Source organism: Leminorella grimontii ATCC 33999 = DSM 5078 (assembly GCF_000439085.1).
Classification (GTDB): domain Bacteria; phylum Pseudomonadota; class Gammaproteobacteria; order Enterobacterales; family Enterobacteriaceae; genus Leminorella; species Leminorella grimontii.
In genome coordinates, this window is record NZ_AUUA01000014.1 from 81,845 (window position 1) to 108,638 (window position 26,794).

The following is a 26,794-nucleotide window of genomic DNA, read 5'->3' on the forward strand; positions in this document are numbered from 1 at the left end:
ACCGTGCGACAGTTCCCGTTTGCCAAACGCAAAACGCGCTATGCGTAAAAATAATCGCCAGCGCTATCTGCTAGCAGCTACCGGACGCAGTCTAAGGTATAACAAAAGGGGCAAAGGTAACGTAAAGAGAAGGAAAAAAACGGCGAAGGAATGAAACAGAAAGTAAACGCCCCGGCCGCAAAAGAGCGAACCGGGGCGCCTTAGTCAATTGTGCAGTATGAGAGTTAGATAGCCCAACCGCCGGCATAGAAGGCAACCAGCGCTGCGGCAATAAGCACAATGCTGACGTTCAGCTTGCGCCATTCGCCGGAGAAAATGCGCCCAATCACCAGCGTCGCGAACCCGAGCATAATTCCGGTGACGATATTGCTGGTCAGCACGATAAAGACGGCGCAAACCAGCCCGGACATCGCATCGACGAAGTCGTCAAAGTCCAGCTTCACAACGTTGCTCAACATCAGCAGGCCAACGTACATCAGAGCAGGCGCAGTCGCGTAAGCAGGCACCAGGCTTGCCAGCGGAGAAAAGAACAGCAGCAGCAGGAACAGCACGCCGACGACGACGGCAGTCAAGCCGGTACGTCCGCCTGCGGCGGTACCCGCGGCGGATTCAATATAAACCGCCGCGGGGGAAGCGCCTACCAGGCCGGACAGAATACTGCTCACGGAGTCGGTAGTCAGCGCTTTGCCGCCGTTAATAATCTGCCCATCTTTATCCAGCAGGTTTGCCTGCCCCGCCACCGCGCGGATAGTGCCGGTGGCATCGAATACGGCGGTCATCACCAAAGCAAGAATGCTCGGCAGGACGGTAAGCTTAAGCGCGCCAAGAATATCCAGGCTGAAGATCAGGGACGTACCGTCCTTAGCCACCAGCGAGGGCATGGAGCTAATCCCTTGGAACTTCACGTTATCATCAAACGCAAGCCCAAGTCCGGAAATGGCTACGATAACAATCAGAATGCCGCCGGGAACGCGCAGGCGCTCAAGCCCGATAATCACAGCCAGGCCGATAAAGGCCATCATCACGGGAAAGGAGGTAAAATCGCCAAACTGCACCGGTAGGCCGGCGTTAGGGTTCTTCACCACTGCACCGATGCCGCTGGTGGCGATCATCAGGAGAAACAGCCCGATGCCAATCCCCGTACCGTGGGCAATACCCATAGGAATGTTACGCAGGATCCAGGCGCGAATGCCGGTCGCGGAAATAAGCGTAAACAGCACGCCCATCACAAACACCGCGCCGAGTACGACAGGGATTGACAAACCCTGGCCTAAAACAAGGCTAAAGGCAGTAAAGGCGGTTAACGATATGGCGCAGCCTATTGCCATCGGCAGGTTGGCCCAAAGCCCCATGACGATGGAGCCAAAACCGGCCACCAGGCAGGTTGCGACAAACACCGTTTCAACCGGGAACCCCGCCTGCCCCAGCAGGTTGGGAACCACTACGATGGAGTAGACCATCGCCAAAAACGTGGTAAGACCGGCCAAAACTTCCTGACGCACGCTGCTTTTGCGTTCAGAAAGAGTAAAAAAGCGCTCTAATACGCCCGACCGCGCCTGCCCGTTCGGATTCGACATGAAAAATGCCCTCAAAAAGGAGTAAATTCAGTTTAACGTCATAAGGCAAACGATTATCTGAGCTTACCCACCCTGATTTCAACCGTTATTGTTAGATTTCGAGAGATTTTTTGTTTTACCGATTTCGATAGCCACAAAGAACGGCATCATCATCAAGCGCCTTACCCATGAGTCATCACTGCGCCGAAGAAAAACAGGCATATCAACAGAGGCAGCGCCAACAGCACCATCTCAAGCATTCGGGGCAACGGCCGAAACGAAGGATCGGCCGTCAGCCGATAAAGCGACAGCGCGTTGGTTAACAGCGCAAAAAAGGAAATAAGCCCGGCGACGGACAAATTGACCACCAGTACGCCAAAAAGCCAGCTCATCGCGTTTTCCGTTGCGCCGTCGGCAATCCGCCCCTGACGCACGAACCACTGCCAGGCAAAGAAGGCTAAAGGCGCCAGCAGCGACAGCCCGCCAAGCCCCCAGGAGATTCGTCTTAACATTGTCTGCTCACCTTTTCCATTACGGCCCTGCGGCAAATCGCATCGACTCGGCAGGAAGTATAATGCCGTCGATGTCGGCAATGAATAGCGTGGAATAGGTAGCATTCTGCCAACGGGCCCTATTTTTATATTTTTTTTACACCGCCTCTTCCTCTTTTATCAACATTTTTGCACCCATATCCCTAACCTGACCTCACTATTCATCCTTATGGAGAGGTTATCCCATGGCCTTCGAAATCATTCTTGGATTGCTACCGCTCTCGCTCTTGCTGGGATATCTGGTTTATGCCCTGCTACACGCGGAGGCGTTCTGATGAACTCTACGCTTATTGCACTGGTGCTGTTCCTTGCGCTGCTGTTTATCTTGGCTTATCCCGTTAGTCAATGGCTAACGGGGCTCGTCGAGGGCTCGCTTCCCCGCTGGCTGTTAAGTGCGGAAAAAAGCGCCTGGCGCTATAGCAACATAAATACCGAGGAAATGAGCTACACAAGCTATGCCCTATCTTTGCTGGCCTTTAACCTGCTGGGCGTTGCATTCCTGTTCACCATACTGATGACGCAGGAGTGGCTCCCCCTCAATCCGGAAAGTGCCCCTAACATGTCCTGGCATCTGGCGCTGAATACCGCCGTCAGCTTCGTCACCAACACCAATTGGCAAGCCTATAGCGGCGAAAACGCCCTGAGTTACTTCAGCCAGACGATGGGGCTGACCGTGCAAAACTTTCTCAGTGCAGCGACCGGCACTGCGGTCGCGTTGGTTTTTATCCGCGCCTTCAGTCGAGAAACGAGCCAAACCGTTGGCAACGCCTGGGTAGACATCGCACGCGTTACCCTCTATCTGCTTCTGCCCTTATCGCTTGTTTTGGCACTGTTCTTCGTAAGTCAGGGAGTAATTCAAAACTTTTCGCCCTACGTTCACCTGACGACGCTGGAGGGCGCACGGCAGACGCTGCCCATGGGGCCGGTCGCTTCGCAGGAGGCCATCAAGCTGCTGGGCACTAACGGTGGAGGCTTTTTTGGCGCAAACTCCGCCCACCCGTTTGAAAACCCCACCGCGCTTAGCAACCTGGTCCAGATGCTGGCGATATTTCTCATCCCCTGTGCGCTCTGTATGACCTTCGGTCGGGCAGTCGGCGATACCCGACAGGGAAGGGCGCTGCTGTGGGCCATGACGCTGGTTTTCTCGCTGTCCGTCATCGCCGTTGCCTATGCTGAACTGCATACGGCCAGCGATCCGCTTGCCCTTGGCCTGGACGGGCCTGTCAACATGGAGGGAAAAGAGAGCCGCTTTGGCGTAATTTCTTCATCCCTTTACGCCGTCGTTACTACCGCCGCGTCCTGTGGCGCCGTCAACGCGATGCATGACTCCTTTACCGCGTTGGGCGGCATGGTTCCCCTGTGGCTGATGCAAATCGGCGAGGTCATCTTCGGCGGCGTAGGCTCCGGCCTGTACGGCATGCTGCTGTTCGTGCTGTTAACGGCCTTTGTCGCCGCGCTCATGATAGGCCGCAGCCCGGAGTATCTTGGGAAAAAGATCGACGTTTTCGAAATGAAGATGACGGCGCTGGCAATACTCGTTTCCCCCACTCTCACGCTGCTCGGTACGGCGCTGGCCGTCAGCACCGAGGCCGGACGCAGCGGCGTTTTAAATCCCGGCGCGCACGGATTTACCGAAATCCTCTACGCCTATTCATCGGCTGCCAACAATAACGGTAGCGCCTTTGCCGGACTCAGCGCCAACACGCCGTTCTATAACCTGACGCTGGCCTTCGCCATGCTGATAGGCCGCTTTGGCGTGATCCTGCCGGTTTTGGCCATTGCCGGGGCGCTTGCAAACAAAAAGCGCCAGTCCCTCGCGCAGGGAACCCTCCCGACCCACGGTCCGCTGTTTATCGGGCTGCTGATTGGCACGCTGCTGCTGGTCGCCGCCCTCACCTTTATTCCCGCGCTGGCCCTGGGGCCGATTGCGGAACACATGTCGTTCTCTTAGTTGAAAACGAAAGGCATTATTATGAATCGTCAACAATATGCACCGCTCAGTCGTCAACTGCTGCTGCCCGCGCTTAAGGCGTCCATTACAAAGCTCAGCCCGCGCGTTCAGTGGCGAAACCCCGTTATGTTCGTCGTCTATCTCGGCAGCCTGACCGCTACGGTGATATGGCTGTCAGAACTCGTTAAACACGACGGCGGCGGCGCTTTCTTCTCAGGCGGCGTGGCGCTATGGCTCTGGTTCACCGTCCTTTTCGCCAATTTCGCCGAGGCGCTCGCCGAAGGACGCAGCAAGGCGCAGGCCGAAAGCTTAAAAGACGTCAATAAAACCAGCTGGGCCGTCAGGTTAAGCCAAGCGGATAAAAACGCGCCTTCCGAACGTATCGCCGCCAGCGCGCTGAGAAAAGACGATATTGTGTTGGTTAATGCAGGGGAGCTGATTCCCTGCGATGGAGAGATCGTTGAAGGCGGAGCGTCCGTCGATGAAAGCGCCATTACCGGTGAATCGGCGCCGGTTATCCGAGAGGCCGGCGGCGATTTTTCTTCCGTCACAGGAGGCACGCGGCTTTTGTCTGACTGGCTTATCGTTCGCAGCACCGCCAACCCCGGAGAAACCTTTCTCGACAGAATGATCGCGATGGTTGAAGGCGCTTCCCGGCGCAAAACGCCAAACGAGATAGCCTTAACCATTTTGCTTATTGCGCTGACCATCGTTTTCCTTCTGGCCTGTGCAACCGCTTACCCCTTTTCGTTGTTCAGCGCGAATGTTAACGGCATGGGCAGTGCGGTAAGCGTTACGGCGCTGATAGCCCTGCTGGTTTGCCTTATCCCAACGACTATCGGCGGCCTGCTTTCAGCCATCGGCGTTGCGGGAATGAGCCGCATGCTGGCCGCCAACGTCATCGCCACCAGCGGCCGCGCCGTTGAAGCCGCCGGCGACGTCAACGTCCTCCTTTTGGATAAAACGGGGACAATCACGCTGGGCAACCGCCAGGCATCAGACTTTTTTCCCGCTCCCGGCGTCAGCGAACGCGAGCTGGCTGACGCGGCACAGCTCGCGTCTTTGGCCGATGAAACGCCGGAAGGCCGCAGCATCGTCGTTCTAGCCAAACAGAAGTTCGGGCTGCGCGAGCGGGACATCCATGCGCTGAACGCCACCTTCGTCCCCTTCTCCGCACAAACGCGCATGAGCGGCGTAAACCTTCAGGGCCGCCGCATTCGCAAAGGGTCCGTGGACGCAATTTTACAGTACGTGAAGGCCAATCGGATTACGTTCCCCTCAGCGGTGAACAAAACCGTTGAGCGCATAGCAAGCGCCGGCGGCACGCCGCTAGTCGTCGCCGATGAGCTCAAGGTGCTCGGCGTCGTAGCGCTAAAGGACATCGTAAAGGGAGGCATTAAGGAGCGCTTCGCCAAGCTTCGTCTGATGGGGATTAAAACCGTCATGATCACCGGCGACAACCATTTAACGGCGGCCGCCATTGCCGCCGAGGCCGGAGTCGACGACTTTCTGTCTGAAGCCACGCCTGAAGCGAAGCTTGCCCTTATCAGGCAGTACCAACAGGAAGGCCGCCTGGTCGCCATGACGGGCGACGGCACCAACGACGCCCCGGCGCTGGCGCAGGCCGACGTAGCGCTGGCCATGAACTCCGGCACGCAGGCGGCGAAGGAAGCGGGTAACATGGTCGATTTGGACTCCAATCCGACCAAGCTGATTGAGGTCGTTCACATCGGTAAACAGATGCTGATGACCCGCGGCTCGCTGACGACGTTCAGCATCGCCAACGATATCGCCAAATATTTCGCCATTATCCCGGCGGCGTTCGCCGCCACCTATCCGCAGCTTAACGCGCTGAACGTCATGCAGCTAAGCTCGCCGACGTCGGCCATTCTTTCGGCGGTCATCTTTAACGCATTGATTATTATTCTGCTGATTCCGCTGGCGTTAAGAGGCGTTAGCTACCGCCCAATGTCCGCCCCGGCGCTGCTGCGCCGCAACCTTTCAATTTACGGCATAGGCGGCCTGCTGACGCCGTTTATCGGCATCAAGATTATCGACATGGTGCTCACGCTTATGGGGGTCATATGAAACGTTTTACTACCCTGTCATCACTGGCGTGCTCCGCCACGATGCTATTTTTGCTTATGGCGCTAATAACGGGCGGCGCTTATCCTCTGATCGTTACGCTGCTTTCTCAGGCGATATTTCCTCAAGCGTCAAACGGGTCGTTACTGACCTATCGCGACCGCATAGCGGGCTCGGCGCTTATCGGCCAGTCGTTCACACGCCCGGAGTATTTCAGCGGTCGCCCTTCCGCCACTGTACAGGCGCCCTATAATGCGTTAGCTTCCGGTGGAAGCAATTTATCCAATGAAAATCCGCAGCTAATGGCGCGCATTGATGCCGACGTGAAGCGTCTTTTGCGTGAAAACGCCGGTGAGAAGAAGATCCCCGTCGGCCTCGTTACCGCATCGGGCAGCGGCCTGGATCCACACATTTCGCCGCAGGACGCCCGCTACCAGCTGGCGCGAGTCGCAAGTGCCCGAGGCCTTAGCCAAATGCAGGTCAACGCGCTGATAGAACGCTATACGCAAACGCCGGCTGTGCCCTTCGGCAACCCGGTAGTCAACGTTCTGGAACTGAATATGGCTCTGGATAACATGACGCTTGGCCAACGGTAAAAATCGTTATGACAAAAAGTGAACCGATACGCCCCGACCCTGACAGGCTGCTGGCGCAGGCTAATGAGGCGCGCCGCGGCAAGCTAAAGGTCTTTTTCGGCGCCTGCGCGGGCGTGGGTAAAACTTACGCCATGCTGCAGGAAGCGCATCGACTCAAAGCTCAGGGCCTCGACGTCGTTGCGGGCATTATTGAAACGCACGGGCGAAGCGAAACCGCCGCGCTGCTTGAAGGGTTGGAAGTCCTGCCGCTAAGGCGTACGAAGCTTCACCGCAGCGGCAGCGTTAACGAGTTTGACCTCGATGCGGCGATCGCCCGCCGTCCGGCGGTTATTCTGATTGACGAGCTGGCCCACAGTAACGCACGCGGCAGTCGTCATCCCAAACGATGGAACGATGTAGAAGAGCTTCTTGAAGCCGGCATTGACGTTTTCACGACGCTTAACGTTCAGCATTTGGAAAGCCTGAACGACGCGGTAGGGGGAATTACCGGCATTCGCGTGCGGGAAACGGTACCGGATCGCGTTTTTGATGACGCAACCGACGTCATTCTGGTAGATATCCCGCCGGACGACCTGCGCCAAAGGCTGAACGAAGGCAAGGTCTATATTGCCTCTCAGGCAGAGCGCGCCATCGAACACTTCTTTCGCAAAGGCAATCTGATCGCCCTGCGCGAGATGGCGCTGCGTCGAACGGCCGACCGAGTTGACGAACAGATGCAGGCGTTTCGGCGCGCAGCCGATGCCGATAGAGTCTGGCACACTCACGATGCTCTGCTGCTTTGCATCGGTCGCCACAGCGGCAGCGACAAATTGGTAAGGTCCGCTGCGCGCCTGGCGGCGAAGCTCGGCTGCGTTTGGCACGCAGTGTATGTTGAAACGCCGAGGCTGCATCGCCTGCCAAAAAGCCAGCGCCGAGCCATACTGTCTTCTCTCAAACTGGCTCAGGAGCTGGGCGCTGAAACCTCTACGCTTTCCGATCCCTGTGAAGAGAAGGCGGTGCTGCGCTATGCCCGCGAGCATAATCTGGGAAAAATCGTCATCGGGCGGCGCAATGAACACCGGTGGAAGCTTCGCTCAAGCTTTGCCGATCGCCTTGGCAAACTGGGGCCCGACCTCGACCTTATCGTCATCGCCGTTGAAGACGACGCGTTGACTCACCGCGACAGGGAAAGCGCCGAACGCTTCTCGCTGGAAAAGCGGGGGCTGGAGATAAAAGGCATCGTCGTTTCTCTCCTTATATGCAGCCTGACCACGCTGCTTGCCCAGTGGCAGCTTCCGCTATTCGACCTTGCCAACATCGTCATGGTTTACCTGCTCGGCGTAGTGGCAATCGCGTTTTTCTACGGGCGCTGGCCCTCCGTGTTCGCCACGGTCATCAACGTCGCGAGCTTCGACTACTTCTTCGTTATGCCGCGCTGGTCTCTTTCCGTTAGCGACGTGCAGTACCTCATCACCTTTGCCGTTATGCTTATCGTCGGCCTGCTTATCGGCAACCTGACGGCCGGCATGCGCTATCAGGCGAAGGTAGCCCGCCTGCGGGAACGGCGGGCTCGCCACCTGTACGAAATGTCCAAAGCGCTTAATCAGGCGATTAGCGTCGAAGAGATAGCCCACGGCTGCGATAATTTCATCCACAATAGCTTCAACGCCAAAAGCGCCCTGCTGCTGCCGAATGCCGACGGCGAGCTGGAGGAAGTATCAACGCCCCGGCGGCGGCCGCTTAACGTCGACGGCGCTATTTCACGCTGGTGTTTTGATAAAAAAGCGCCCGCCGGTTTGGGAACGGACACGCTGCCGAGCGTCCCCTATCAGCTTCACCCACTCGTCAGCAGAGACCGCACGTTCGGCGTGCTGGCCGTCGAGCCTCAAAGCCTGCATCATCTTATGGTTCCAGAACAGCAGCGGCTCCTACAAACCTATACCCTGCTTATCTCCAACGCCCTGGAAAGGCTCCAGCTTTCCCAAACGGCGGAGAAGACTAAGTTGGAGATAGAAAGGGAACAGCTGCGTAACGCGCTGCTGTCCGCGCTTTCTCACGATCTGCGCACGCCGCTGACGGTGCTTCAGGGCCAAACCGAGATGCTTTCTCTAAGGCTTAAAAAGGAGAACCATCCCGGCTACCCGCAGGCCGAAGGCGTTCATCAGTATGTTTTAAACACCGCGCAGTTGGTAAACAACCTGCTCGACATGGCGCGCATTCAGTCCGGCGGGCTTTCGCCCCAAAGGGAATGGCAGTCTTTGGAGGAAATCGTAGGCAGCGCTCTACATACGCTGGGCTCAACGCTGTCTGGACGAAGCATTGCTATCGCGATCCCGCCTTCGCTTCCCCTGCTTTACTGCGACCCAACGCTCATCGCCCGCGTGTTCCTTAACCTGTTGGAAAATGCGGCAAAGTACGCGGGAGATCGCGCCCATATAGCGATTAAGGCACAGGAGAGGAACGAAGAGCTCTACGTTGAAGTCAGCGACGACGGACCCGGCGTCCCTCAGGGGCAGGAAAAATCCGTTTTCGAGAAGTTTTCGCGGGGAAATAAAGAGTCGCCCGTTCACGGCATAGGACTGGGGCTCGCCATCTGTCAGGCCATTATTCATCTTCACGGCGGCGAGATATGGTCTGAAAATGGGCCTACCGGCGGAGCTCGATTCTGCTTTACACTCCCCTTGGAGGCACAGCCCGAAATAACGCTCGATGAGGATGAATAACGATGTCGGGAACAAAAACCGTACTCATTGTAGAAGATGAAAAAGAGATCCGGCGCTTTGTTCGTTCTGCGCTGGAAGAAGAGGGCTATCGCGTCTTTGAAAGCGAAACGCTGCAGCGAGGCCTGATGGACGCAGCGACCCGCAGACCTAACCTTATCGTATTGGATCTCGGCCTGCCCGACGGCGACGGGCAAAACTTCATTCTGGACGTCCGCGGCTGGAGCAATGTTCCCATCATCGTTTTATCGGCAAGGACAGACGAAGAGCAGAAGGTCAACGCGCTTGACGCCGGCGCAAACGACTATCTGGTAAAGCCTTTCGGTATTAGCGAACTCATGGCCAGGGTGCGCGTCGCCCTGCGCGCCTCTCCTCAAGAAAACGCTGAAAAAACCACGATTCATTTTTCAAACGTGAGCGTTGATTTAGTCAACCGGCAGGTTTTCAAAGATCGGGAGACGGTGCACCTTACTCCCATCGAATTTCGCCTTTTAACCGAGCTTTTGGCCAATGCGGGTAAAGTGCTCACTCAGCGACAGCTGCTCAGCCGAGTGTGGGGCCCAAACAGCGTCGAGCACGGCCACTATCTGCGCATTTATATGGGCCACCTGCGGCAAAAGCTCGAGCAGGACCCAGCGCGACCAAAACATTTCCTGACCGAGATCGGCATCGGCTATCGATTTATGCTGTAGCGCTCGCGCCGCCTTTTCACCGCCGTCGATAGCGCTCCGGCGTCGTCCCGCTGATGTTCTGAAACATGGTGATAAACGCCGACGCCGAGCTGTAGCCTACTTCTAAAGCCACCTGCTGTACGGTTTTTCCCTGATCCAAAAGGGACACGCCGTAAAGAAACCGCAGCCGCTGGCGCCATTCGCTAAACGACATGCCCAGCTCTTGGCTGCAGCGGCGAGCCAGCGTCCGCTCGGTGGTGTACACCTGCTTTGCCCACTGCGCCAAAGAGCGTTTATCTCCCGGCGACGCCTCCAGCGCCCGCAGAATCGGCGCCAGATATTTATCCTCGCTGCCCGGCAGATAGGAATACTCCGCGGGCGCGGCGGCAAGCTCATCGATAAGAACGCGGCACAGTCGCCACTCGGTACGGTTTTTTATTGTTTCAATCTCGCGCTCAAAGCAGGTGTCTATAATTTGATTGCACAGCGGGCTGAGGTTTAAAACCCGCCCCGCCAGAGGAAGGCGTTGGCAAAAGCGCAGATGGATATTGATAGAGCGAAAGCGCGTATGCGTGTGGTTATAGCTGGAATGTTCCATCCCCGCAGGGATCCAGACTGCAAACCCCGACGGAGCTAAAATCCGCTGCCCGCCCATGTCCAGCGCAATGACGCCCGACTTCACGCAGATAATCTGCCCCCAGTCGTGGGCATGGGTGACAAATTCGGTATCGGCGCTTATCTCTTCGTTGCGAAAGAAAGCGATGCCGCCGGGATAGCTTTCCAACGCCGAAGAGCGCTGGCTCCCCGGAGTTCTTTTTAGTGCACGCTTCATGATTGTCTGAACATCGTTATCAATTGTCAGATTTTAAGTATATATTTTAAATGAGACACATGTACACTCTTGCATTCCATTTTTAAGAGAGAAGCAGTCCGCCATGGCGATAGTCTATCCTCTGATTGCCGTATTTATATGGGCCGTCAATACCATTGTTAACAAGCTGTCCGCTGGCGCCATCGATCCGGCAGCTATCTCCTTTTATCGCTGGCTGCTGGCGGTACTGCTGCTTACGCCGTTTATCCTCCCCGGCATTGTTCGCAATCGGAAAAACGTGCGGGTTTACTGGTGGAAGCTGCTTATTCTTGGCTTTCTCGGCATGGCGCTTTACCAAAGCCTGGCCTACTATGCGGCCTATACCATCAGCGCATTAACCATTGGCATCTTTATCTCGCTCATTCCCCTGCTGACGGTGCTCATCAGCATCGTTGCGTTGAAAACGCCGCCAACGCAGGGAACGCTCATCGGCGGCCTGCTCTCCTTCGGCGGCATCCTTTGGCTTATCAGCGGAGGCGACCTCGCAAAGCTTATGGAGATTGGCATCGGAAAAGGAGAATTAATGATGCTGACGGCGGCTATCGCCTATGCGCTTTACGGCGTGCTGACCAAGCGTTGGTCAATGGCGCTGCCGAACTGGCAGTCTATCTATATGCAGGCGCTGTTCGGCACCATTTTGCTGCTGCCGAGCTTTCTTTTAGCCGACGACGTGACGCTGAACGCGAGAAATATTCCGCTGGTGCTGTATGCCGGCATTCCCGCCTCGGTTATCGCCCCCTTTTTCTGGGTTCAGGGCGTCATGAAGCTTGGCGCCAGCAGGGCTGCGCTGTTTATGAACATCACGCCGGTGCTGACCGCCGCGATCGCCATCGTCTTTTTACAAGAAGAAATCCACGGCTACCACATTCTCGGCGGCGGTCTTTCTTTAATCGGCGTCGTTCTAGCGCAGAAAATGAATAAACCGCTGGGGGGACGTCGCCTCCCAGTGAAAATTGAAGAAGTTCAAAGCGATAAGAGGAACTAAGACGTTACGCCTTGGTTGATAACATAACGCCGTTAGCCCAGTCAGCCTCGGGGTCGTCCATCACGACCTGATGTACGCCGCCGGGGAACTGCGCCTGTATGACTTCATACTGCTCCTGAAGCTCACCGATAGGGTGCTTCCAGTCGTGAAGATAATAGATCGCCTGAACCTTGGCCTGCAGCATGGCCTTGGTGCAGTCGAAGCACGGGCGAAGCGTCGAGTAAACAACGGAACCCTCGATAGGGTTGCCAAAGCGCGCGGCAGAGATAATCGCATTCTGCTCCGCGTGAACGCAGATGCATACGTCGTAGCCCACGCTGGCCTTGTAGGCCGCCCGATCCCGGCAGCGAACGCAGCCGCCGTCGGTACAGTTGGTGATCCCTTCCGGCGTGCCGTTATAGCCGGTGGAAATAATGCGATTGTCTTTAACCATCACGCCGCCGACCTTACGCCCCAGGCAGTTGGCCTTTTTACGCACGGCCATGGCGATGTTCATATAGTATTCATGTCGATCCATTGGTGCTCTCCCGGTGCTCAAAAAGACGCGGATGGTTGTCAGTTAAGTAATCGTCGCGATGTACCAGCGCTCGCCCAGCTTTTCCAGCGTTTCGCCGTCAAGCGGATGCGTGCCGTCGTCAATGCGGATCAGGTTGATCGTTCGCGACACGCCGGTCTGCATCCACAGGTTAAAGTAGATATCTCCGTTGTCCATCACGCTAAAGCCGTTAATCTTCAGGATTTCGAGCTTTTGGCGAAGTTCATAATAGAAATCGGGCGAAATATCGTTTTCCCTGCAGTAGTCATCGATAAAGATACCCGTGCCGTGGCCTTCGGCATCGACGTTATGGGGATAGTGCGTGACGCGCACGCCGTTAAGGGTGCGATAGGCATCATAGTGAACGACGCCGTCACCGCCGCGATAGCTGCCGTCTTTCCCCATGCTCAGAGAGCGAATTTTACCGTAGTCGGAAATTTTATGGGCCAGTTGCTCCAGCTCGCTGCCGTTGACCCAGAAATACCCCTGCCAGGTAAAGTGCGCTTGCCATATCCAAGCGCCAGAAAAAATGATGAACGTCAGCGCGGCGATGTTTCTTCCCCGCCGACGAAATAAAAACAGAATCGCCACAAGCCCAATTAACGCCGCGACAATAGTCACCGTCGCCGACATCCGAAAAAACGGCAACGCCAGCAGCAACAAAAACAGGGGAACCGCCGCCAGCAGTGGGGGTATCTTCCTGAACCTGTCGCCGAAGGAGAAAAGAGCCATTTTGCGCCGCAGCCGTTAGTAATGGGAAACGAGTCGGCTTCATCATAAAGGGTTTTCTAATAATGAAAAAGCCCCGTAAGTACGAGGCTTTTAGAAAGTCGGCTTGCCTAACAAAAATCTTAGAACGGAATATCGTCGTCAAAGTCCATCGGCGGCTCGTTTTGCTGCATCGGCGCGCTCTGGCTCTGCTGCTGTTGCGGCGCCGGACGGGAAGACTGCTGAGGTTGTTGAGGCTGTCCCCAACCGCCCTGAGAAGGCTGTGAATCACCTCCGCTCTGACGGCCGCCCAGCATTTGCATGACGCCGCCGATGTTAACAACCACTTCGGTGGTGTAGCGATCCTGACCGCTCTGATCCTGCCACTTGCGGGTTTGCAGTTGGCCTTCCAGATAAACCTGAGAGCCTTTGCGCAGGTATTCGCCGGCGATTTCCGCCAGCTTGCCGAAAATCACCACGCGGTGCCATTCGGTGCGCTCTTTTTGCTCGCCGGTTTGCTTATCGCGCCAGGATTCAGAAGTCGCAACGGTAATGTTGGCCACGGCCCCGCCGTTAGGCATATAACGGATCTCCGGGTCCTGCCCCAGATTACCGATTAGAATTACTTTGTTAATGCCTCTGCTGGCCATGTCGATTCTCCTGATGAGTAAATTGGTTCACTATTCTGATCCGTCGATTGTAGCATGGCAACCGCCGGAGCGTACAAGGGTAAAAAAATGCCGCGCAACCCGCAAAATTATGTGAGTGGAAGCGGGTTAATCACTTCAATGATGCGATGACGTTCCAGTGCTTATTTCATTAATTCACGAATCGGAAACGTCATCGTTTCGGAATAAAAAGGCTTGGTCCGCAGCCACCTCAAAACGCTAATAAAGCTATTCTCTCCGGGTTCAACGCGATTAAGTCCCCTAATTACAACCTGGCAGCGCATTTCCCCTCCTTCTTGTTCTGCATCCTTCAATTCACTGAATGCAGAATCAATATTGACTGCCGACGAAAAGTCCCCACTTAGAAAAAAAAGCTCCGTACTATAAACGCCATTCTCAACGCTAAAATCGCGGTGACCTCCAGCTTCAAGACTAGAGTTGAACAAAGTCCCCTCAGCGTAAAGCCCCACCTTCCCTTCAGGTATATCAACAACGTTATATTGGCGCGCCGGACTGTAGACAACACAGAACACATTAGGCAACCAGTCGTGAGGATGATCAAAAATGCCTTTCAGATCCGCGCTGGCTGAAAACTTTAGTTCATAAACGTGAAATAACCCCGTTGGACCATCTTGCGTTGGATGTGCAACTCGCTGCAAGGAAATATAGTTCAGGCTTATCGGCTCGTGCTTTTTCACGCAGCCAGCAGAGGTTAAAACCAACAACAGGCACATAGAACCAATAAATCCTTTCATGCTCATTTTCTTAGCCATCATTCCATTACCATTAACTTAGCCGTTTTGCCGAAATCAGCTTCACCTGCCGACATAATAACACTGTATATCCATTCAGCTCAATGTGTGCAATAATAGTCGGATCCCTGTCAGAGGTAACTGTAGAAATGGATAAGATAGAAGTCCGGGGCGCCCGCACCCACAACCTGAAAAACATCAACCTGACCATGCCGCGCAACAAGCTGATTGTCGTCACGGGGCTGTCGGGTTCCGGTAAATCCTCTTTGGCGTTCGATACGCTCTATGCCGAAGGGCAGCGTCGGTACGTTGAATCCCTGTCGGCCTATGCGCGCCAGTTCCTCTCCCTGATGGAAAAGCCGGACGTCGACCACATTGAGGGCCTCTCCCCCGCTATTTCTATCGAGCAGAAGTCTACCTCTCACAACCCGCGTTCTACCGTGGGCACGATCACTGAAATTCACGACTACCTGCGCCTGCTGTTTGCCCGCGTCGGTGAGCCCCGCTGCCCAACGCACAATGCGCCGCTGGCCGCGCAAACCATCAGCCAGATGGTCGACAACGTGCTGACGCAGCCGGAAGGCAAGCGCCTGATGCTGCTGGCGCCGGTCGTTAAAGAGCGTAAAGGCGAGCACATTAAGACGCTGGAAAACCTGGCGGCTCAGGGCTACATTCGCGCCCGCATCGACGGCGAGGTGTGCGATCTGTCCGACCCGCCGAAGCTTGAGCTACAGAAAAAGCACTCCATTGAGGTGGTGATCGACCGCTTTAAGGTGCGCGAAGACATGGCGCAGCGTCTGGCGGAATCCTTTGAAACCGCGCTGGCCCTCTCCGGCGGCAGCGCCATCGTCGCGGATATGGACGACGACAAGGCCGAAGAGATGGTGTTCTCCGCCAACTTCGCCTGCCCTATCTGTGGCTACAGCATGCGCGAGCTTGAACCCCGCCTGTTTTCTTTCAACAACCCGGCAGGCGCCTGCCCTACCTGCGACGGGCTTGGCGTACAGCAGTATTTCGATCCCGATCGCGTAGTGCAAAACCCGGAGCTTTCTCTGGCCGGCGGCGCGATCCGCGGCTGGGATCGCCGCAGCTTCTATTACTTCCAGATGATCCGCTCTCTGGCCGACCACTATAAGTTCGACGTGGAAGCACCGTTTAACAGCCTGTCGGAAAGCGTGCAGAAAGTCATTCTCAACGGTTCCGGCAAAGAAAACATCGAGTTCAAATACGTCAACGATCGCGGCGATACCACCGTTCGTAAACACCCCTTCGAGGGCGTATTGAACAACATGGAGCGGCGCTATAAAGAGACTGAATCCACCGCCGTGCGCGAAGAGCTGGCGAAGTTCATCAGCAACCGCTCGTGCACCTCCTGCGGCGGCACTCGCCTGAAGGAAGAGGCTCGCCACGTGTTCGTCGAAAACACCACGCTGCCGGAAATCTCCGAGCTCAGCATCGGCGACGCGCTGAAGTTCTTTGGCGCGCTGTCGCTTTCCGGCCAGCGGGCGAGAATTGCGGAAAAAATTCTCAAAGAAATCGGCGATCGCCTGACGTTTCTGGTCAACGTAGGGCTTAACTACCTGTCGCTGTCCCGCTCGGCGGAAACGCTGTCCGGCGGCGAAGCGCAGCGTATCCGCCTTGCCAGCCAAATCGGCGCGGGGCTGGTCGGAGTGATGTACGTGCTGGACGAACCCTCCATCGGCCTGCACCAGCGTGACAACGAGCGCCTGCTGGATACGCTCATCCACCTGCGCAATCTGGGCAACACGGTTATCGTGGTGGAGCACGATGAGGACGCCATCCGCGAAGCCGACTACATTATCGACATCGGCCCCGGAGCCGGCGTACACGGCGGCAGCGTAGTGGCGGAAGGCACCGTCGAGGACATCATCAAGGTCCCTGAATCGCTGACCGGCCAATACCTTTCCGGCAAGCGCAAAATCGAAATCCCGACAGCGCGCATTCCGGCCGATCCAAACAAGGTGCTCAAGGTCGTCGGCGCGACGGGCAACAACCTGAAGAACGTCACTTTGACGGTGCCGGTCGGCCTGTTTACCTGCATTACCGGCGTTTCCGGCTCGGGCAAATCGACGCTTATCAACGATACCCTCTATCCTGTGGCCCAGCGTCAGCTTAACGGCGCAGCGGGAGAAGAGGTAGCTCCCCATAAGGCGATTACCGGACTGGAGCACTTCGACAAGGTTATCGACATCGACCAAAGCCCAATCGGCCGTACGCCGCGTTCTAACCCGGCCACCTATACCGGCCTGTTTACGCCCATTCGCGAACTGTTCGCCGGCGTGCCGGAATCGCGCGCTCGCGGCTACAATCCGGGACGCTTCAGCTTTAACGTCCGCGGCGGCCGCTGCGAAGCCTGTCAGGGCGACGGCGTGCTGAAGGTGGAAATGCACTTCCTGCCGGACATCTACGTGCCGTGCGATCAATGTAAGGGAAAACGCTATAACCGCGAAACGCTGGAAGTGAAGTACAAGGGCAAAAACATTACCGAAGTGCTGGAGATGACGGTAGAAGACGCTCGCGAGTTTTTCGACGCGGTTCCAGCACTGTCGCGCAAGCTGCAAACGCTGATGGACGTCGGCCTGTCCTATATTCGCCTGGGTCAGGCGGCGACTACCCTGTCCGGCGGCGAGGCACAGCGGGTCAAACTGGCCAAAGAGCTTTCCAAGCGGGGCACCGGCCAGACGCTGTACATTCTGGATGAGCCGACCACCGGCCTGCACTTTGCCGATATTGAGCAGCTGCTGAGCGTGTTACACCAGTTGAGAGATCAGGGGAACACCATTGTGGTTATCGAGCACAACCTCGACGTAATAAAAACTGCAGACTGGATAGTCGACCTCGGCCCGGAAGGCGGCAGCGGCGGCGGCCAGATTTTAGTGGCCGGTACGCCGGAAACCGTCGCCGAGTGCGCAGAGTCCCACACTGGGCGCTTCCTCAGGCCTATTCTGGCGAAGGGATAATACAAAGAGGGGAGCCGAACGGGCTCCCCTTTTTTTCGCTGATTTCTCAGGCCGTCTTTTCAGCTTCAAGGTCAAATACACCCTGTTCTTCAAAGCCGTCGGGGCGCTCAACGAAATACGCCGACTCGTCGCTCTCATCGCTCAGCGTTTCACCAACGCTTAACACCACCTCCGGCTCTTGCCACTCTTCCGACTGACCAATGAAGGTGCCTCCGCGGCGAATAGCCAGATTGCGGCAGCAGGCAATGCCCCTTAGCGTACCGTGCTCAAGGATTTCAATGCTCTCGGCAAGGCAGCTGCCGTGCACGTTGCCGTCAATAACGATTTCAGGCGCCCTCAGTTCACCCTTCACGCTTCCGGTGCTCATGATGCGGATAGCGCCGTTAGTCAGATTCACATTGCCGATAACGCTGCCGTAAATCTGGATGTCGCCGCCGTCCTCAATATCGCCGTTGAACGATGCGTTGCGGGCAATGACCGTACTGCGCTGACGCGGATCGACAACGTCCGCCGCTTTAGCGCCGCTGTCCGCCACCGTCGACAAAGATGATGCGGCGACGGTTGATAATGGTGGATTCTTTTTCCTAAACATAGATAGAAACGTCACTCTTAAGTTAGTCAGATAAATAAAGAACAAAAGCGAAAACGATGATGAAATAACGCTCGATAGTAAATAGCCCCGTATATATAAAATCAGGGATCCAATCCATAGAATGAATACGGCGAAGAAAAGAGGTCCACTATGCGGTGAGTTTTTTCTATCTTCAACACTCATCAAAAGCGCTCCAACAAGGGCTTCAGCTCGACGACAGGGAAATGCGGGACTATGGCGAAACGCCATGAATTACCAGAAATTTTTCACAAAAAAATTTTGTGCGCACAGAGGAGAATACGCGATTTTCCTCTGACAAAGAATAAGAAAAACCTTATATTAAGCTAATATTTTTATTGTCTGTCGATATTACTGATATATATTTATAGAGTAAAAGTTAGAATTATAATTTTCTTTAGAGATACAATGAAATTAATAGGCGGATAAAAATCAACGAGTATTAATACAGCATAAAAAGCTACAATTAATGGCTACTATATTGATTACCTGACACACAGAAATTTGCCATTGCGCTCGTCTACACAAGCAATCTTCATCACGGGGAAAACGTAATATAAGCACAAAACACTCAATATAAATTTATTTTTCTTTATGTTTTTAATTAGCGGCGCTAATGTATTAGCAGTATTTCCTTCCCATACTGTACGGATAACAATCAAATCATATTTAACCTTTTATAAACTGAGAGGTTTTAATCCTTCACCATAATTAATTGATAATAATAGCAATAATAACATTACGTTATCAAGACTTGTCAGACTAAAGAATAATGGGATAGGATAGACCGCGGATTTAAAACGCACCAGTAACAAAAATAAAGCAGGAATGCATGATGAAAGATGCTTTTCTCGTTTTGACTTTTTATTCTGTTAGGTACCTCATAAAAAATAAGCCCGTTTCTTTGTAAAATGAGCCTGAGGTTTTATAACAGTAATAGCACACGGAAAATTCACACGTTTTTATCACTTCAAAAGACGATTCCGTTTTAGTATCGCAAAACAGAAAAGCCGGTATCCAGGTTATCCAACTCTGCGCAGTTATTCCTTAACCGATGCGTCATTCCTTTCGTTTTGCATTCATTAACTCAATAAGTTTACGTAAGTAACGGCTAAGGCAAACGCTATGACAAACCACACTCATACATTGGAACAGGAAGCGTCGTCATACGCTTCTTCTCCGCCTAAGAAGGCCTTTTGGAAAGGGCTCGGCTTTCAGATCGCCGTCAGCATGATTTTAGGCATTTTAGTCGGTTTTCTTTGGCCGGAGTTTGCCACCAGTCTGAAACTGCTAGGAGACATCTTCTTACGGTTGATTAAAAGCGCCGTCGCGCCGCTCATTTTCTTAACCGTCGCGCTCGGCATCGGCGCCGCAGGCGACATCAAACAGGTCGGTAAAGTCGGCCTGAGCGCCATCATCTACTTTGAGATAGTCTCAACTATCGCCATCCTGTTTGGCTTCGGCATGGGCGAGCTGTTCAGCGTTGGCAGCGGCACGGTTCTGGCGGAAGGAAGCGTCAGCGCTCAAGCAAGCAGCCTGATTCAGGCTTCTCACGCGTCGCCCAAATCGTTTGCCCAGTTCTTCCTTGAGATTTTCCCCGACAGTTTCATGGGAGCCTTCTCATCAAATAACCTGCTGCAAGTGCTGGTGCTGGCGCTGATGTTCGGCTTCGGCATCCTGTTATTGAAAGAGAAAGAGCGCGTCGTCGTAGAAAAGGGCCTTAACTTTATCGCCCATGCGTTTTTCAAATTTATCCACGTTATCATGCTGCTGGCGCCGATTGGCACCTTCGGCGCCATCGCCTATGCGGTCGGCAGTAACGGCGTAGATATGCTCATCAAGCTGACCTGGCTGGTCGCGGCATTCTACATTACGCTGATTCTGTTTGTCGTCGTTGTGCTGGGCGCGGTTTGCCTAGTTTTCAAACTGAACCTGTTTGACATCATCAAGTTCATCAAAGAAGAGCTTTACATCACCTTCGGTACGGCGTCGTCAGAAAGCGTGTTGCCCAGGCTGCTGGAAAAGCTGCCTAAATACGGCGTATCCCGCCAGACGGTGGGGCTGGTATTGCCCACCGGCTACGCCTTCAACCTTGACGGCACGTCGATCTATATGTCGATGGGGGTTATCTTCCTGGCGAACGCTTACGGTATCCCTCTTAGCCTCGATCAGCTGTTCGGCATTCTGCTTATTATGCTGCTGACGTCCAAGGGTGCGGCCACCGTGTCCGGCGGCGCGTTCGTCGTGTTTGCGGCCACGATCACCACCACCGGCCTTTTGCCGCTGGAAGGCGTTGCCGTGATGTTCGGCGTGTACCGCTTTATGTCAATGGCGCTGGCCGTAACCAACATTATTGGTAATACCGTGGCAACCATCGCCGTTGCGAAAATCAACCGCGAGTATCATCCAAGCCGGCGTCAACAGCTGGATGACGACGAGTAAAACGAACGGTCTAGACAGACAAAAGAAAAGCAGTTGGGCGCCATAGGGCGCCCAACTGCTTTTTTATATCAACTACCCTATGTATCGAGTCGCTACGCGGGCGGTTAGCTTGGTAATCAGCTCGTAGGGGATGATGTTGGTATATTCAGCGATAGTCTCTACCGGCAGCCCCTCGCCCCAGATAACGGCCTCATCGCCGACTTTGTCGGTTGCTTCGGGTCCTAAATCAACGGTAATCATATCCATTGAAACGCGGCCAACCAGCGGCACTCTGCGGCCGTTAATCAGCACCGGCGTGCCGTTTGGCGCATTGCGCGGGTAGCCGTCGCCGTAGCCGATAGCGACCACGCCGATTCGCGTATCCCGCTCGCTCACCCACGCGCCGCCGTAGCCAACCGGCTCGCCGGCCCGGTGTTCACGCACGGCGATAAGGCTGGCCTTCAGCGTCATGGCGGCCTTAAGTCCGAACTTTTCTCCAATACTGTCAGCCAGCGGCGATACGCCATAAAGGATAATTCCCGGACGGATCCAGTCGCGGTGGGCCTCAGGCCATAGCAGAATGCCGCCTGACGCAGACAAAGACTTCAGCCCCGGCTTGCCGCCTGCAAACGCGTCAAAGCGCGCAATCTGCTGGCGGGTCACGTCAACTTCAAGCTCGTCGGCGCGGCTAAAGTGGGTCATCAAATTAACCGGTTGAACCACGTTCTTACAGGCGCTCAGACGCAGGTAGAAGGCCTCCGCCTGCTCCGGACGAACGCCAAGGCGATGCATGCCGGTATCAATTTTCATCCAAACGCGGACCGGGCAATCAAGGTTCGCTTCCTCCAAGGCCGCTAGCTGCTCGACGCTGTGCACAACCGTCTCGATATTGTTGACCGCCAGCATCGGCAGGTCTTCCGCGCTGAAAAAGCCTTCCATCAGCAGGATGGGCTTGATAACTCCGCCCGAACGCAGCGCCAGCGCTTCTTCAATGCGCGCTACGCCAAAACAGTCTGATTCGGGTAACGTATGGGCAACTTCCAACAGGCCGTGGCCGTATGCGTTTGCCTTAACGACGGAAATGGCGCGACACCCCGGCGCCATTTCGTGAATGCGCCGCAGGTTATGCCTGAGCGCGTTGCGGTCAACGACCGCCGTTGCCGAAATCATGTTGGATCCTTAGTTAATCAATACGATAAGAATAGCGCCCCGAGCGCTGTCATAGGCTAACCGCTTAATTATTTAGCCGCCTATGTGAAGCCGATATGAAACGGGAATGAAACCGCCGTGAAGCGGTAGAAAAAGTCGGCCGTCGGGAACGCTATTTTTAAAAATTCACTACTCGTCATCGAACTGCATCGGCCCCGCGTAGTTATCAAACCGGGACCACTGCCCTTGGAAGGTCAAGCGAACGGAGCCGATAGGACCGTTACGCTGCTTGCCGAGAATAATCTGCGCAATGCCCTTCTCTTCACTGTTTTCGTTATAAACTTCGTCACGATAGATAAACATGATGACGTCGGCGTCCTGCTCGATAGAGCCTGATTCACGCAGGTCCGAGTTGACCGGGCGCTTGTCGGCCCGCTGCTCAAGGCTACGGTTAAGCTGGGACAGCGCAACGACCGGCACCTGAAGCTCTTTGGCCAGCGCTTTGAGAGAACGGGATATTTCGGCTATTTCCAACGTGCGGTTATCTGACAAAGAAGGCACGCGCATCAGCTGCAGGTAGTCGATCATAATCATGCTCAGCCCGCCGTGTTCGCGAAAAATGCGGCGAGCGCGCGAGCGGACTTCCGTCGGCGTCAAGCCGGACGAATCGTCGATATACATGTTCCGCTTTTCAAGCAGAATGCCCATCGTGCTGGAAATGCGCGCCCAGTCCTCATCGTCCAACTGACCGGTTCGGATCCGAGTCTGATCGACGCGGGACAACGACGCTAGCATACGCATCATGATTTGTTCGCAGGGCATCTCCAGGCTGAAAATCAGCACCGGCTTTTCCTGCATCATCGCCGCGTTTTCGCACAGGTTCATGGCAAAGGTGGTTTTCCCCATTGAGGGACGAGCCGCAACGATGATCAGGTCAGACTTTTGCAGGCCGGCGGTCTTCTTGTCCAGATCGTGGAAGCCGGTGGAAACGCCGGTCACGCCGTCATGAGGGCGCTGATAGAGCTGTTCGATACGGCTGACGGTCTCTTCCAGAATCTGATCGATGCTTTTAGGACCTTCGTCCTTATTTGTACGACTCTCGGCAATTTGAAAAACGCGAGATTCGGCTAAGTCCAGCAGCTCTTCGCTGCTTCTCCCTTGGGGATCGTAGCCGGCGTCGGCGATTTCATTAGCAACCGAGATCATATCCCGCACGACCGCGCGTTCGCGAACGATGTCGGCATAGGCACCGATGTTCGCCGCGCTGGGCGTATTCTTCGACAGCTCCGCCAAATAGGCGAAGCCGCCCACCTGATCCAACTCGCCCTTCTGCTCCAAAGATTCGGACAGGGTAATCAGGTCGATCGGATTTCCCTGCTCCAGCAGCCTCTGCATTTCGGTAAAAATAACGCGGTGCGGGCGGCTGTAAAAGTCGCCCGACGTGACGCGCTCGGCCACGTTGTCCCAGCGTTCGTTATCCAGCATCAGGCCGCCGAGGACGGACTGTTCGGCCTCCAGAGAATGGGGAGGCATTTTCACGCCTTCAATCTGACGATCGCGAGATTCAGCCGGTTTGTTGAAGGGTTTATTTCCTGCCATAGTGAAAACGCCGCATAAAATTCATTATCAGTGAAAACGCAGAGTATACCCTCTCTTAGCCCTAATCGACACCGTTGCGTAGGGTTCTGCTCATCCCTACTGACGGCGTTTTGCTCCGCAAACGCCGCCGATGCGGCATCGTCTTGGTATATCCGACCCAAAAGATCGTTGAGTTATTATTTAATAAAAAATAATGCAGACTGGTTCACAAAAATATCTTATTGAATAGTCGTCTTATTTTATCTCGCACAAACAAACTTTATCCTACCCGATGCGCGGTTGTATGCGCATCATGGCACCACCATTGAACGACCGATAATTAACAACAAGGAAGGCCTTATGCCTCTATCCATCATAAAGTTAACGCCCGGTGGAGTAATTAAAAGTTTGTTTTCCATTCCTCTGCTTTTTACTTTCGCAAATACCTGCCACGCGCAGCCTAAAGAGATCCGACTTAAAGACGTCGGCAGCTTCCACATCGGCGGCGAACGGGTGACGCTGTCCGGCCTGCCGGTAAAAGAGGTGCAGGCCGTCGCCGGCGGCCCTGTGAGAAAATCCGATCCCAACGGCGACTATCAGGTTGGGCAAATGTATGTACAGTACATGCTTCAGGCCAACCCCGTTTCCAACTACCCGATGATGTTTTGGCACGGCGGCGGTATGACGGGCGTAACCTGGGAAACTAAACCGGACGGTCAGCCCGGCTGGCACGCATTCTTTCTGCGCGCAGGATTTGATACCTATGTATCCGACGCCGTCGAGCGCGGGCGTTCATCCTGGGCCAGATACCCGGAAATCGTCAAGAGCGAACCGGAACACCGCACGCAAAACGCCGGTTGGAATATGTTTCGCATCGGCCCCGCCGACGGTTATCACAGCGAACCGGCCCAGCGAGTCGCCTATCAGGGCGAGCGTTTTCCCGTTGCCTACTGGGACCAATTCTGGAAACAGAGCGTCGCACGCTGGACAACCAGCAACACTATGACGCTGGCCGCCTACCGGCAGCTGATTGATAAAGTCGGCCCCAGCATTTTGGTCGTCCACAGTCAGGGAGCCGCCTTCGCGCTGACAACGGCGCAAAATGAACCGAGCCGCTTCAAGGCGCTGGTGCTTTTAGAGCCTTCCGGCGCACCCGATCCGGAAAAAGTCGACGTAGCGCAGGTCAAGGACGTCAAATTCTTGGTATTCTGGGGAGATTATATTGCCGAAAGCCCGCTGTGGAGCACTTATCGGGCCAACGTAGAGAAGTATTTAACGGCGGTAAAAAACGCGGGCGGTTCCGTTGAGTATATCGATCTGCCGGCCAGAGGCGTTAAGGGAAACACCCATCTGCTGATGATGGACAATAACTCTGACGAGCTGGCACAGATGACGTTTGACTGGCTTAAGCAGCAGAAGCTGTTAAAACCGTAATCGCCTTGAGTAAAAGGTGAAAAACGCGGCGCGGGCAAACCCGCGTCGCCATAGCGACACCGTCAGCGCATATACTAAATAAGCCAGCGTTTACAAACGCTGTGAAGGTAAAACGCAGCCATCACGAGCGCCACCTCCCGTCGATGCTGAAAACACATCCCCGCCAGCTCTTATAGCGAACAGACAACCATAAGGAGTTCACATGGCAACGCGTATTGAATTCAGCCAACACGGCGGCCCACAAGCGTTGAACGTCGTTGAATTTACCCCTGCAGACCCGGCTGACGGCGAAGTACAAATAGAAAACCGCGCAATCGGCATCAACTATATTGATACCTACATTCGCAGCGGCCTCTATCCCGTACCTCGCCTGCCCAGCGGCCTCGGCACCGAAGCGGCAGGCGTCGTGGTCAAAATCGGACGCGGAGTGGAACACCTTAAGCCGGGCGATCGCGTCGTGTACGCTCAGGCGGCGCTGGGCGCTTACAGCACGATTCACAACGCGCCGGCGGACAAGGTCGTTACGCTGCCCAAGTCCATCTCCTATGAACAGGCCGCCGCCTCGTTCCTTAAAGGGCTTACCGTTTACTACCTGCTGTATATGACCTACCACGTCAAGCCCGGCGAAGTCATTTTGTTCCATGCCGCCGCAGGCGGCGTTGGCCGCATCGCCTGTCAATGGGCGAAAGCGCTGGGCGTGAAGCTTATCGGCACCGTGGGCAGCGCGCAGAAGGCCGAACAGGCCAAAAAGGACGGCGCCTGGGCCACGATTAACTATCAGGAAGAAAACATCGCCGAACGCGTGGCCGCGTTGACGAACGGAGAAAAGGTCAACGTGGTCTATGACTCCGTGGGCAAAGCCACCTGGACGGCGTCACTCGACAGCCTACGCCCGTTGGGGCTGATGGTCAGCTTCGGCAACTCGTCCGGCCCGGTAACCGGCATAGACATCGGCATCCTGAATCAAAAAGGTGGGCTGTACGTAACTCGCCCCTCACTGGGTCACTATTTGAAAACTCACGCTCAGTTGCAGAGAGCGGCCAATGAGCTATTTTCCCTCATCGCCAGCGGCGCGATTAGCGTCGACGTTCCTGCCGAGCAGCGTTTTCCACTTCATGAGGCCGTTCGCGCGCACCAAGCGCTGGAAAGTCGAAAAACCGTGGGCTCTTCGCTGCTGATCCCCTAATGTTGCTTATGTGCCGGTGTCAAAACGCCGGCATTGCTTTATCATGCGGTTATAAAACCAAAAGAGAGACACAATCTATGGGAATGCTTGCCCGCTATATTGCCGTGAGTGAAGACGAGCTTAATCGACTCATTGACCTAGGCGACGAACCGTTAACTGACGAAATCGACATGCTGGAAGAGAAAAATCCGACGCTGGATCTCGATAAGATGTGGGACGGCCTGCACTTTATCCTGACCGGCGTATCCGCCAGTGAACCGTTAGAAGGCGACCCGCTGAGCGATGCCATCGTCGGCGTTCACGTTATCGACGACGAAACGTTCATCGCCGCAACGGGCAACGGTGAGCTGAAAGAGATTATTAACGCCCTGAGCGGTGTCGACAGAAAGGCGCTTAAGGCCGAATTCTCTCCCCGTACCCTTGATGAAGAAAATATTTATCCGGACATCTGGCAGTCGGAAAATAAAGATTCGCTGTTTGAGGAGCTGGAGCAGGCGCTCGAGCAGCTTATTCACTTTTATCAGCAGTGTCTGAAAGACGGCAGCCACGTACTGGTCACCATCTTCTGATATCAGGGCCGCCCTGGCGGCCTTCCCCTCTCCTGCCGCAACCCCGTGTGAGGAAGGAAAAGAATTGATACTAGGGATTAGATTGAAAAAGACGGGAATTCGCGGGATTTTTAAAGGGTTAGAGGAAAACGCTTATTTGATACCAGTCTCCCAAAAGCGGGGGAATTACAAAACATTTGATACTACGCTCTATTCATTCAAACCATATTTAAAGAACGTTTAAACGAAATTTTAAATT

21 protein-coding genes are annotated in these 26,794 nt (G+C 54.8%); 11 read left to right on the forward strand and 10 right to left on the reverse strand.

The window, feature by feature from the left end; all coding sequences use genetic code 11:
- Positions 1–224: 224 nt before the first annotated feature.
- Complete coding sequence (locus tag G544_RS0114745) at positions 225–1,577, reverse strand: NCS2 family permease (protein WP_027275316.1); 1,353 nt, start codon at positions 1,575–1,577, stop codon at positions 225–227.
- A gap of 161 nt (positions 1,578–1,738) precedes the next feature.
- Complete coding sequence (locus tag G544_RS0114750) at positions 1,739–2,068, reverse strand: hypothetical protein (protein ID WP_027275317.1); 330 nt, start codon at positions 2,066–2,068, stop codon at positions 1,739–1,741.
- 310 nt (positions 2,069–2,378) lie between these two features.
- Here G544_RS0114750 and kdpA point away from each other — a divergent pair, with 310 nt between their 5' ends.
- The 5 genes from kdpA to kdpE are packed head-to-tail and all read left to right on the forward strand — an operon-like array spanning position 2,379 to position 10,130.
- Entirely contained in the window at positions 2,379–4,058 is a 1,680-nt protein-coding gene (gene kdpA / locus G544_RS0114760; RefSeq protein ID WP_027275318.1) for a potassium-transporting ATPase subunit KdpA, read from the forward strand.
- 21 nt (positions 4,059–4,079) lie between these two features.
- The gene (kdpB, locus tag G544_RS0114765; protein ID WP_027275319.1) at positions 4,080–6,146 is read left to right on the forward strand and encodes a potassium-transporting ATPase subunit KdpB; all 2,067 of its coding nucleotides are present in this window, start codon (positions 4,080–4,082) and stop codon (positions 6,144–6,146) included.
- Positions 6,143–6,739, forward strand: coding sequence for a potassium-transporting ATPase subunit KdpC (gene kdpC, locus G544_RS0114770; protein WP_051155778.1), 597 nt, complete (start codon positions 6,143–6,145; stop codon positions 6,737–6,739). The genes kdpB and kdpC overlap by 4 nt, the downstream gene beginning before the upstream one ends.
- An 8-nt stretch (positions 6,740–6,747) precedes the next feature.
- On the forward strand, positions 6,748–9,441 hold the full coding sequence (gene kdpD, locus G544_RS0114775; RefSeq protein WP_027275321.1) for a two-component system sensor histidine kinase KdpD: 2,694 nt from the start codon (positions 6,748–6,750) through the stop codon (positions 9,439–9,441).
- Positions 9,442–9,443: 2 nt separating this feature from the next.
- Positions 9,444–10,130: a two-component system response regulator KdpE gene (gene kdpE / locus G544_RS0114780; RefSeq protein ID WP_027275322.1), complete on the forward strand. Its 687-nt coding sequence runs from the start codon at positions 9,444–9,446 to the stop codon at positions 10,128–10,130.
- A gap of 16 nt (positions 10,131–10,146) precedes the next feature.
- Here the strand turns inward: kdpE and G544_RS0114785 are convergent, their stop codons facing one another.
- Positions 10,147–10,941, reverse strand: coding sequence for an AraC family transcriptional regulator (locus G544_RS0114785; RefSeq protein WP_081650807.1), 795 nt, complete (start codon positions 10,939–10,941; stop codon positions 10,147–10,149).
- A gap of 103 nt (positions 10,942–11,044) precedes the next feature.
- On the opposite strand from G544_RS0114785, the gene G544_RS0114790 reads away from it, so the two are divergent.
- Entirely contained in the window at positions 11,045–11,965 is a 921-nt protein-coding gene (locus tag G544_RS0114790; protein WP_027275324.1) for a DMT family transporter, read from the forward strand.
- A gap of 4 nt (positions 11,966–11,969) precedes the next feature.
- Here the strand turns inward: G544_RS0114790 and G544_RS0114795 are convergent, their stop codons facing one another.
- The 4 genes from G544_RS0114795 to G544_RS0114810 form a co-directional block, all read right to left on the reverse strand.
- Complete coding sequence (locus tag G544_RS0114795; protein ID WP_071783400.1) at positions 11,970–12,482, reverse strand: deoxycytidylate deaminase; 513 nt, start codon at positions 12,480–12,482, stop codon at positions 11,970–11,972.
- Between the two features lie 42 nt (positions 12,483–12,524).
- On the reverse strand, positions 12,525–13,232 hold the full coding sequence (locus G544_RS0114800; protein WP_027275326.1) for a hypothetical protein: 708 nt from the start codon (positions 13,230–13,232) through the stop codon (positions 12,525–12,527).
- A 119-nt stretch (positions 13,233–13,351) separates the two neighbouring features.
- Positions 13,352–13,858, reverse strand: coding sequence for a single-stranded DNA-binding protein (locus G544_RS0114805; RefSeq protein WP_027275327.1), 507 nt, complete (start codon positions 13,856–13,858; stop codon positions 13,352–13,354).
- 161 nt (positions 13,859–14,019) lie between these two features.
- Entirely contained in the window at positions 14,020–14,652 is a 633-nt protein-coding gene (locus G544_RS0114810) for a hypothetical protein (RefSeq protein WP_134388957.1), read from the reverse strand.
- Between the two features lie 125 nt (positions 14,653–14,777).
- Here G544_RS0114810 and uvrA point away from each other — a divergent pair, with 125 nt between their 5' ends.
- Complete coding sequence (gene uvrA / locus G544_RS0114815) at positions 14,778–17,609, forward strand: excinuclease ABC subunit UvrA (protein ID WP_027275329.1); 2,832 nt, start codon at positions 14,778–14,780, stop codon at positions 17,607–17,609.
- 46 nt (positions 17,610–17,655) lie between these two features.
- On the opposite strand, the gene G544_RS22005 is transcribed toward uvrA, so the two are convergent.
- Positions 17,656–18,201, reverse strand: a complete 546-nt coding sequence (locus G544_RS22005; RefSeq protein ID WP_161624123.1) for a bactofilin family protein — start codon at positions 18,199–18,201, stop codon at positions 17,656–17,658.
- A 1,143-nt stretch (positions 18,202–19,344) separates the two neighbouring features.
- Here G544_RS22005 and G544_RS20715 point away from each other — a divergent pair.
- Positions 19,345–20,661, forward strand: a complete 1,317-nt coding sequence (locus G544_RS20715; protein ID WP_051155780.1) for a cation:dicarboxylate symporter family transporter — start codon at positions 19,345–19,347, stop codon at positions 20,659–20,661.
- A gap of 72 nt (positions 20,662–20,733) precedes the next feature.
- Here the strand turns inward: G544_RS20715 and alr are convergent, their stop codons facing one another.
- Together alr and dnaB are read right to left on the reverse strand one after the other, a co-directional pair.
- The gene (gene alr, locus G544_RS0114830; RefSeq protein ID WP_027275330.1) at positions 20,734–21,810 is read right to left on the reverse strand and encodes an alanine racemase; all 1,077 of its coding nucleotides are present in this window, start codon (positions 21,808–21,810) and stop codon (positions 20,734–20,736) included.
- A gap of 168 nt (positions 21,811–21,978) precedes the next feature.
- The gene (gene dnaB / locus G544_RS0114835; RefSeq protein WP_027275331.1) at positions 21,979–23,388 is read right to left on the reverse strand and encodes a replicative DNA helicase; all 1,410 of its coding nucleotides are present in this window, start codon (positions 23,386–23,388) and stop codon (positions 21,979–21,981) included.
- Between the two features lie 387 nt (positions 23,389–23,775).
- Here dnaB and G544_RS0114840 point away from each other — a divergent pair, with 387 nt between their 5' ends.
- The 3 genes from G544_RS0114840 to G544_RS0114850 all read left to right on the forward strand — a co-directional run bounded on the left by G544_RS0114840 (position 23,776) and on the right by G544_RS0114850 (position 26,556).
- Positions 23,776–24,801, forward strand: coding sequence for an alpha/beta hydrolase (locus tag G544_RS0114840; RefSeq protein WP_134388956.1), 1,026 nt, complete (start codon positions 23,776–23,778; stop codon positions 24,799–24,801).
- Between the two features lie 202 nt (positions 24,802–25,003).
- Positions 25,004–25,987, forward strand: a complete 984-nt coding sequence (locus G544_RS0114845) for a quinone oxidoreductase (protein ID WP_027275333.1) — start codon at positions 25,004–25,006, stop codon at positions 25,985–25,987.
- Between the two features lie 77 nt (positions 25,988–26,064).
- On the forward strand, positions 26,065–26,556 hold the full coding sequence (locus G544_RS0114850) for a YfbM family protein (RefSeq protein WP_027275334.1): 492 nt from the start codon (positions 26,065–26,067) through the stop codon (positions 26,554–26,556).
- Positions 26,557–26,794 lie beyond the last annotated feature (238 nt).

Excerpts from the sequence above, each read along its gene's own strand:
- G544_RS0114745 (WP_027275316.1), bottom strand. The coding sequence starts at position 1,577 with ATGTCGAATCCGAACGGGCAGGCGCGGTCGGGCGTATTAGAGCGCTTT.
- G544_RS0114750 (WP_027275317.1), bottom strand. The coding sequence starts at position 2,068 with ATGTTAAGACGAATCTCCTGGGGGCTTGGCGGGCTGTCGCTGCTGGCG.
- kdpB (WP_027275319.1), top strand. The coding sequence starts at position 4,080 with ATGAATCGTCAACAATATGCACCGCTCAGTCGTCAACTGCTGCTGCCC.
- kdpC (WP_051155778.1), top strand. The coding sequence starts at position 6,143 with ATGAAACGTTTTACTACCCTGTCATCACTGGCGTGCTCCGCCACGATG.
- kdpD (WP_027275321.1), top strand. The coding sequence starts at position 6,748 with ATGACAAAAAGTGAACCGATACGCCCCGACCCTGACAGGCTGCTGGCG.
- kdpE (WP_027275322.1), top strand. The coding sequence starts at position 9,444 with ATGTCGGGAACAAAAACCGTACTCATTGTAGAAGATGAAAAAGAGATC.
- G544_RS0114785 (WP_081650807.1), bottom strand. The coding sequence starts at position 10,941 with ATGAAGCGTGCACTAAAAAGAACTCCGGGGAGCCAGCGCTCTTCGGCG.
- G544_RS0114790 (WP_027275324.1), top strand. The coding sequence starts at position 11,045 with ATGGCGATAGTCTATCCTCTGATTGCCGTATTTATATGGGCCGTCAAT.
- G544_RS0114795 (WP_071783400.1), bottom strand. The coding sequence starts at position 12,482 with ATGGATCGACATGAATACTATATGAACATCGCCATGGCCGTGCGTAAA.
- G544_RS0114800 (WP_027275326.1), bottom strand. The coding sequence starts at position 13,232 with ATGGCTCTTTTCTCCTTCGGCGACAGGTTCAGGAAGATACCCCCACTG.
- G544_RS0114805 (WP_027275327.1), bottom strand. The coding sequence starts at position 13,858 with ATGGCCAGCAGAGGCATTAACAAAGTAATTCTAATCGGTAATCTGGGG.
- G544_RS0114810 (WP_134388957.1), bottom strand. The coding sequence starts at position 14,652 with ATGATGGCTAAGAAAATGAGCATGAAAGGATTTATTGGTTCTATGTGC.
- uvrA (WP_027275329.1), top strand. The coding sequence starts at position 14,778 with ATGGATAAGATAGAAGTCCGGGGCGCCCGCACCCACAACCTGAAAAAC.
- G544_RS22005 (WP_161624123.1), bottom strand. The coding sequence starts at position 18,201 with ATGTTTAGGAAAAAGAATCCACCATTATCAACCGTCGCCGCATCATCT.
- G544_RS20715 (WP_051155780.1), top strand. The coding sequence starts at position 19,345 with ATGACAAACCACACTCATACATTGGAACAGGAAGCGTCGTCATACGCT.
- alr (WP_027275330.1), bottom strand. The coding sequence starts at position 21,810 with ATGATTTCGGCAACGGCGGTCGTTGACCGCAACGCGCTCAGGCATAAC.
- dnaB (WP_027275331.1), bottom strand. The coding sequence starts at position 23,388 with ATGGCAGGAAATAAACCCTTCAACAAACCGGCTGAATCTCGCGATCGT.
- G544_RS0114845 (WP_027275333.1), top strand. The coding sequence starts at position 25,004 with ATGGCAACGCGTATTGAATTCAGCCAACACGGCGGCCCACAAGCGTTG.
- G544_RS0114850 (WP_027275334.1), top strand. The coding sequence starts at position 26,065 with ATGGGAATGCTTGCCCGCTATATTGCCGTGAGTGAAGACGAGCTTAAT.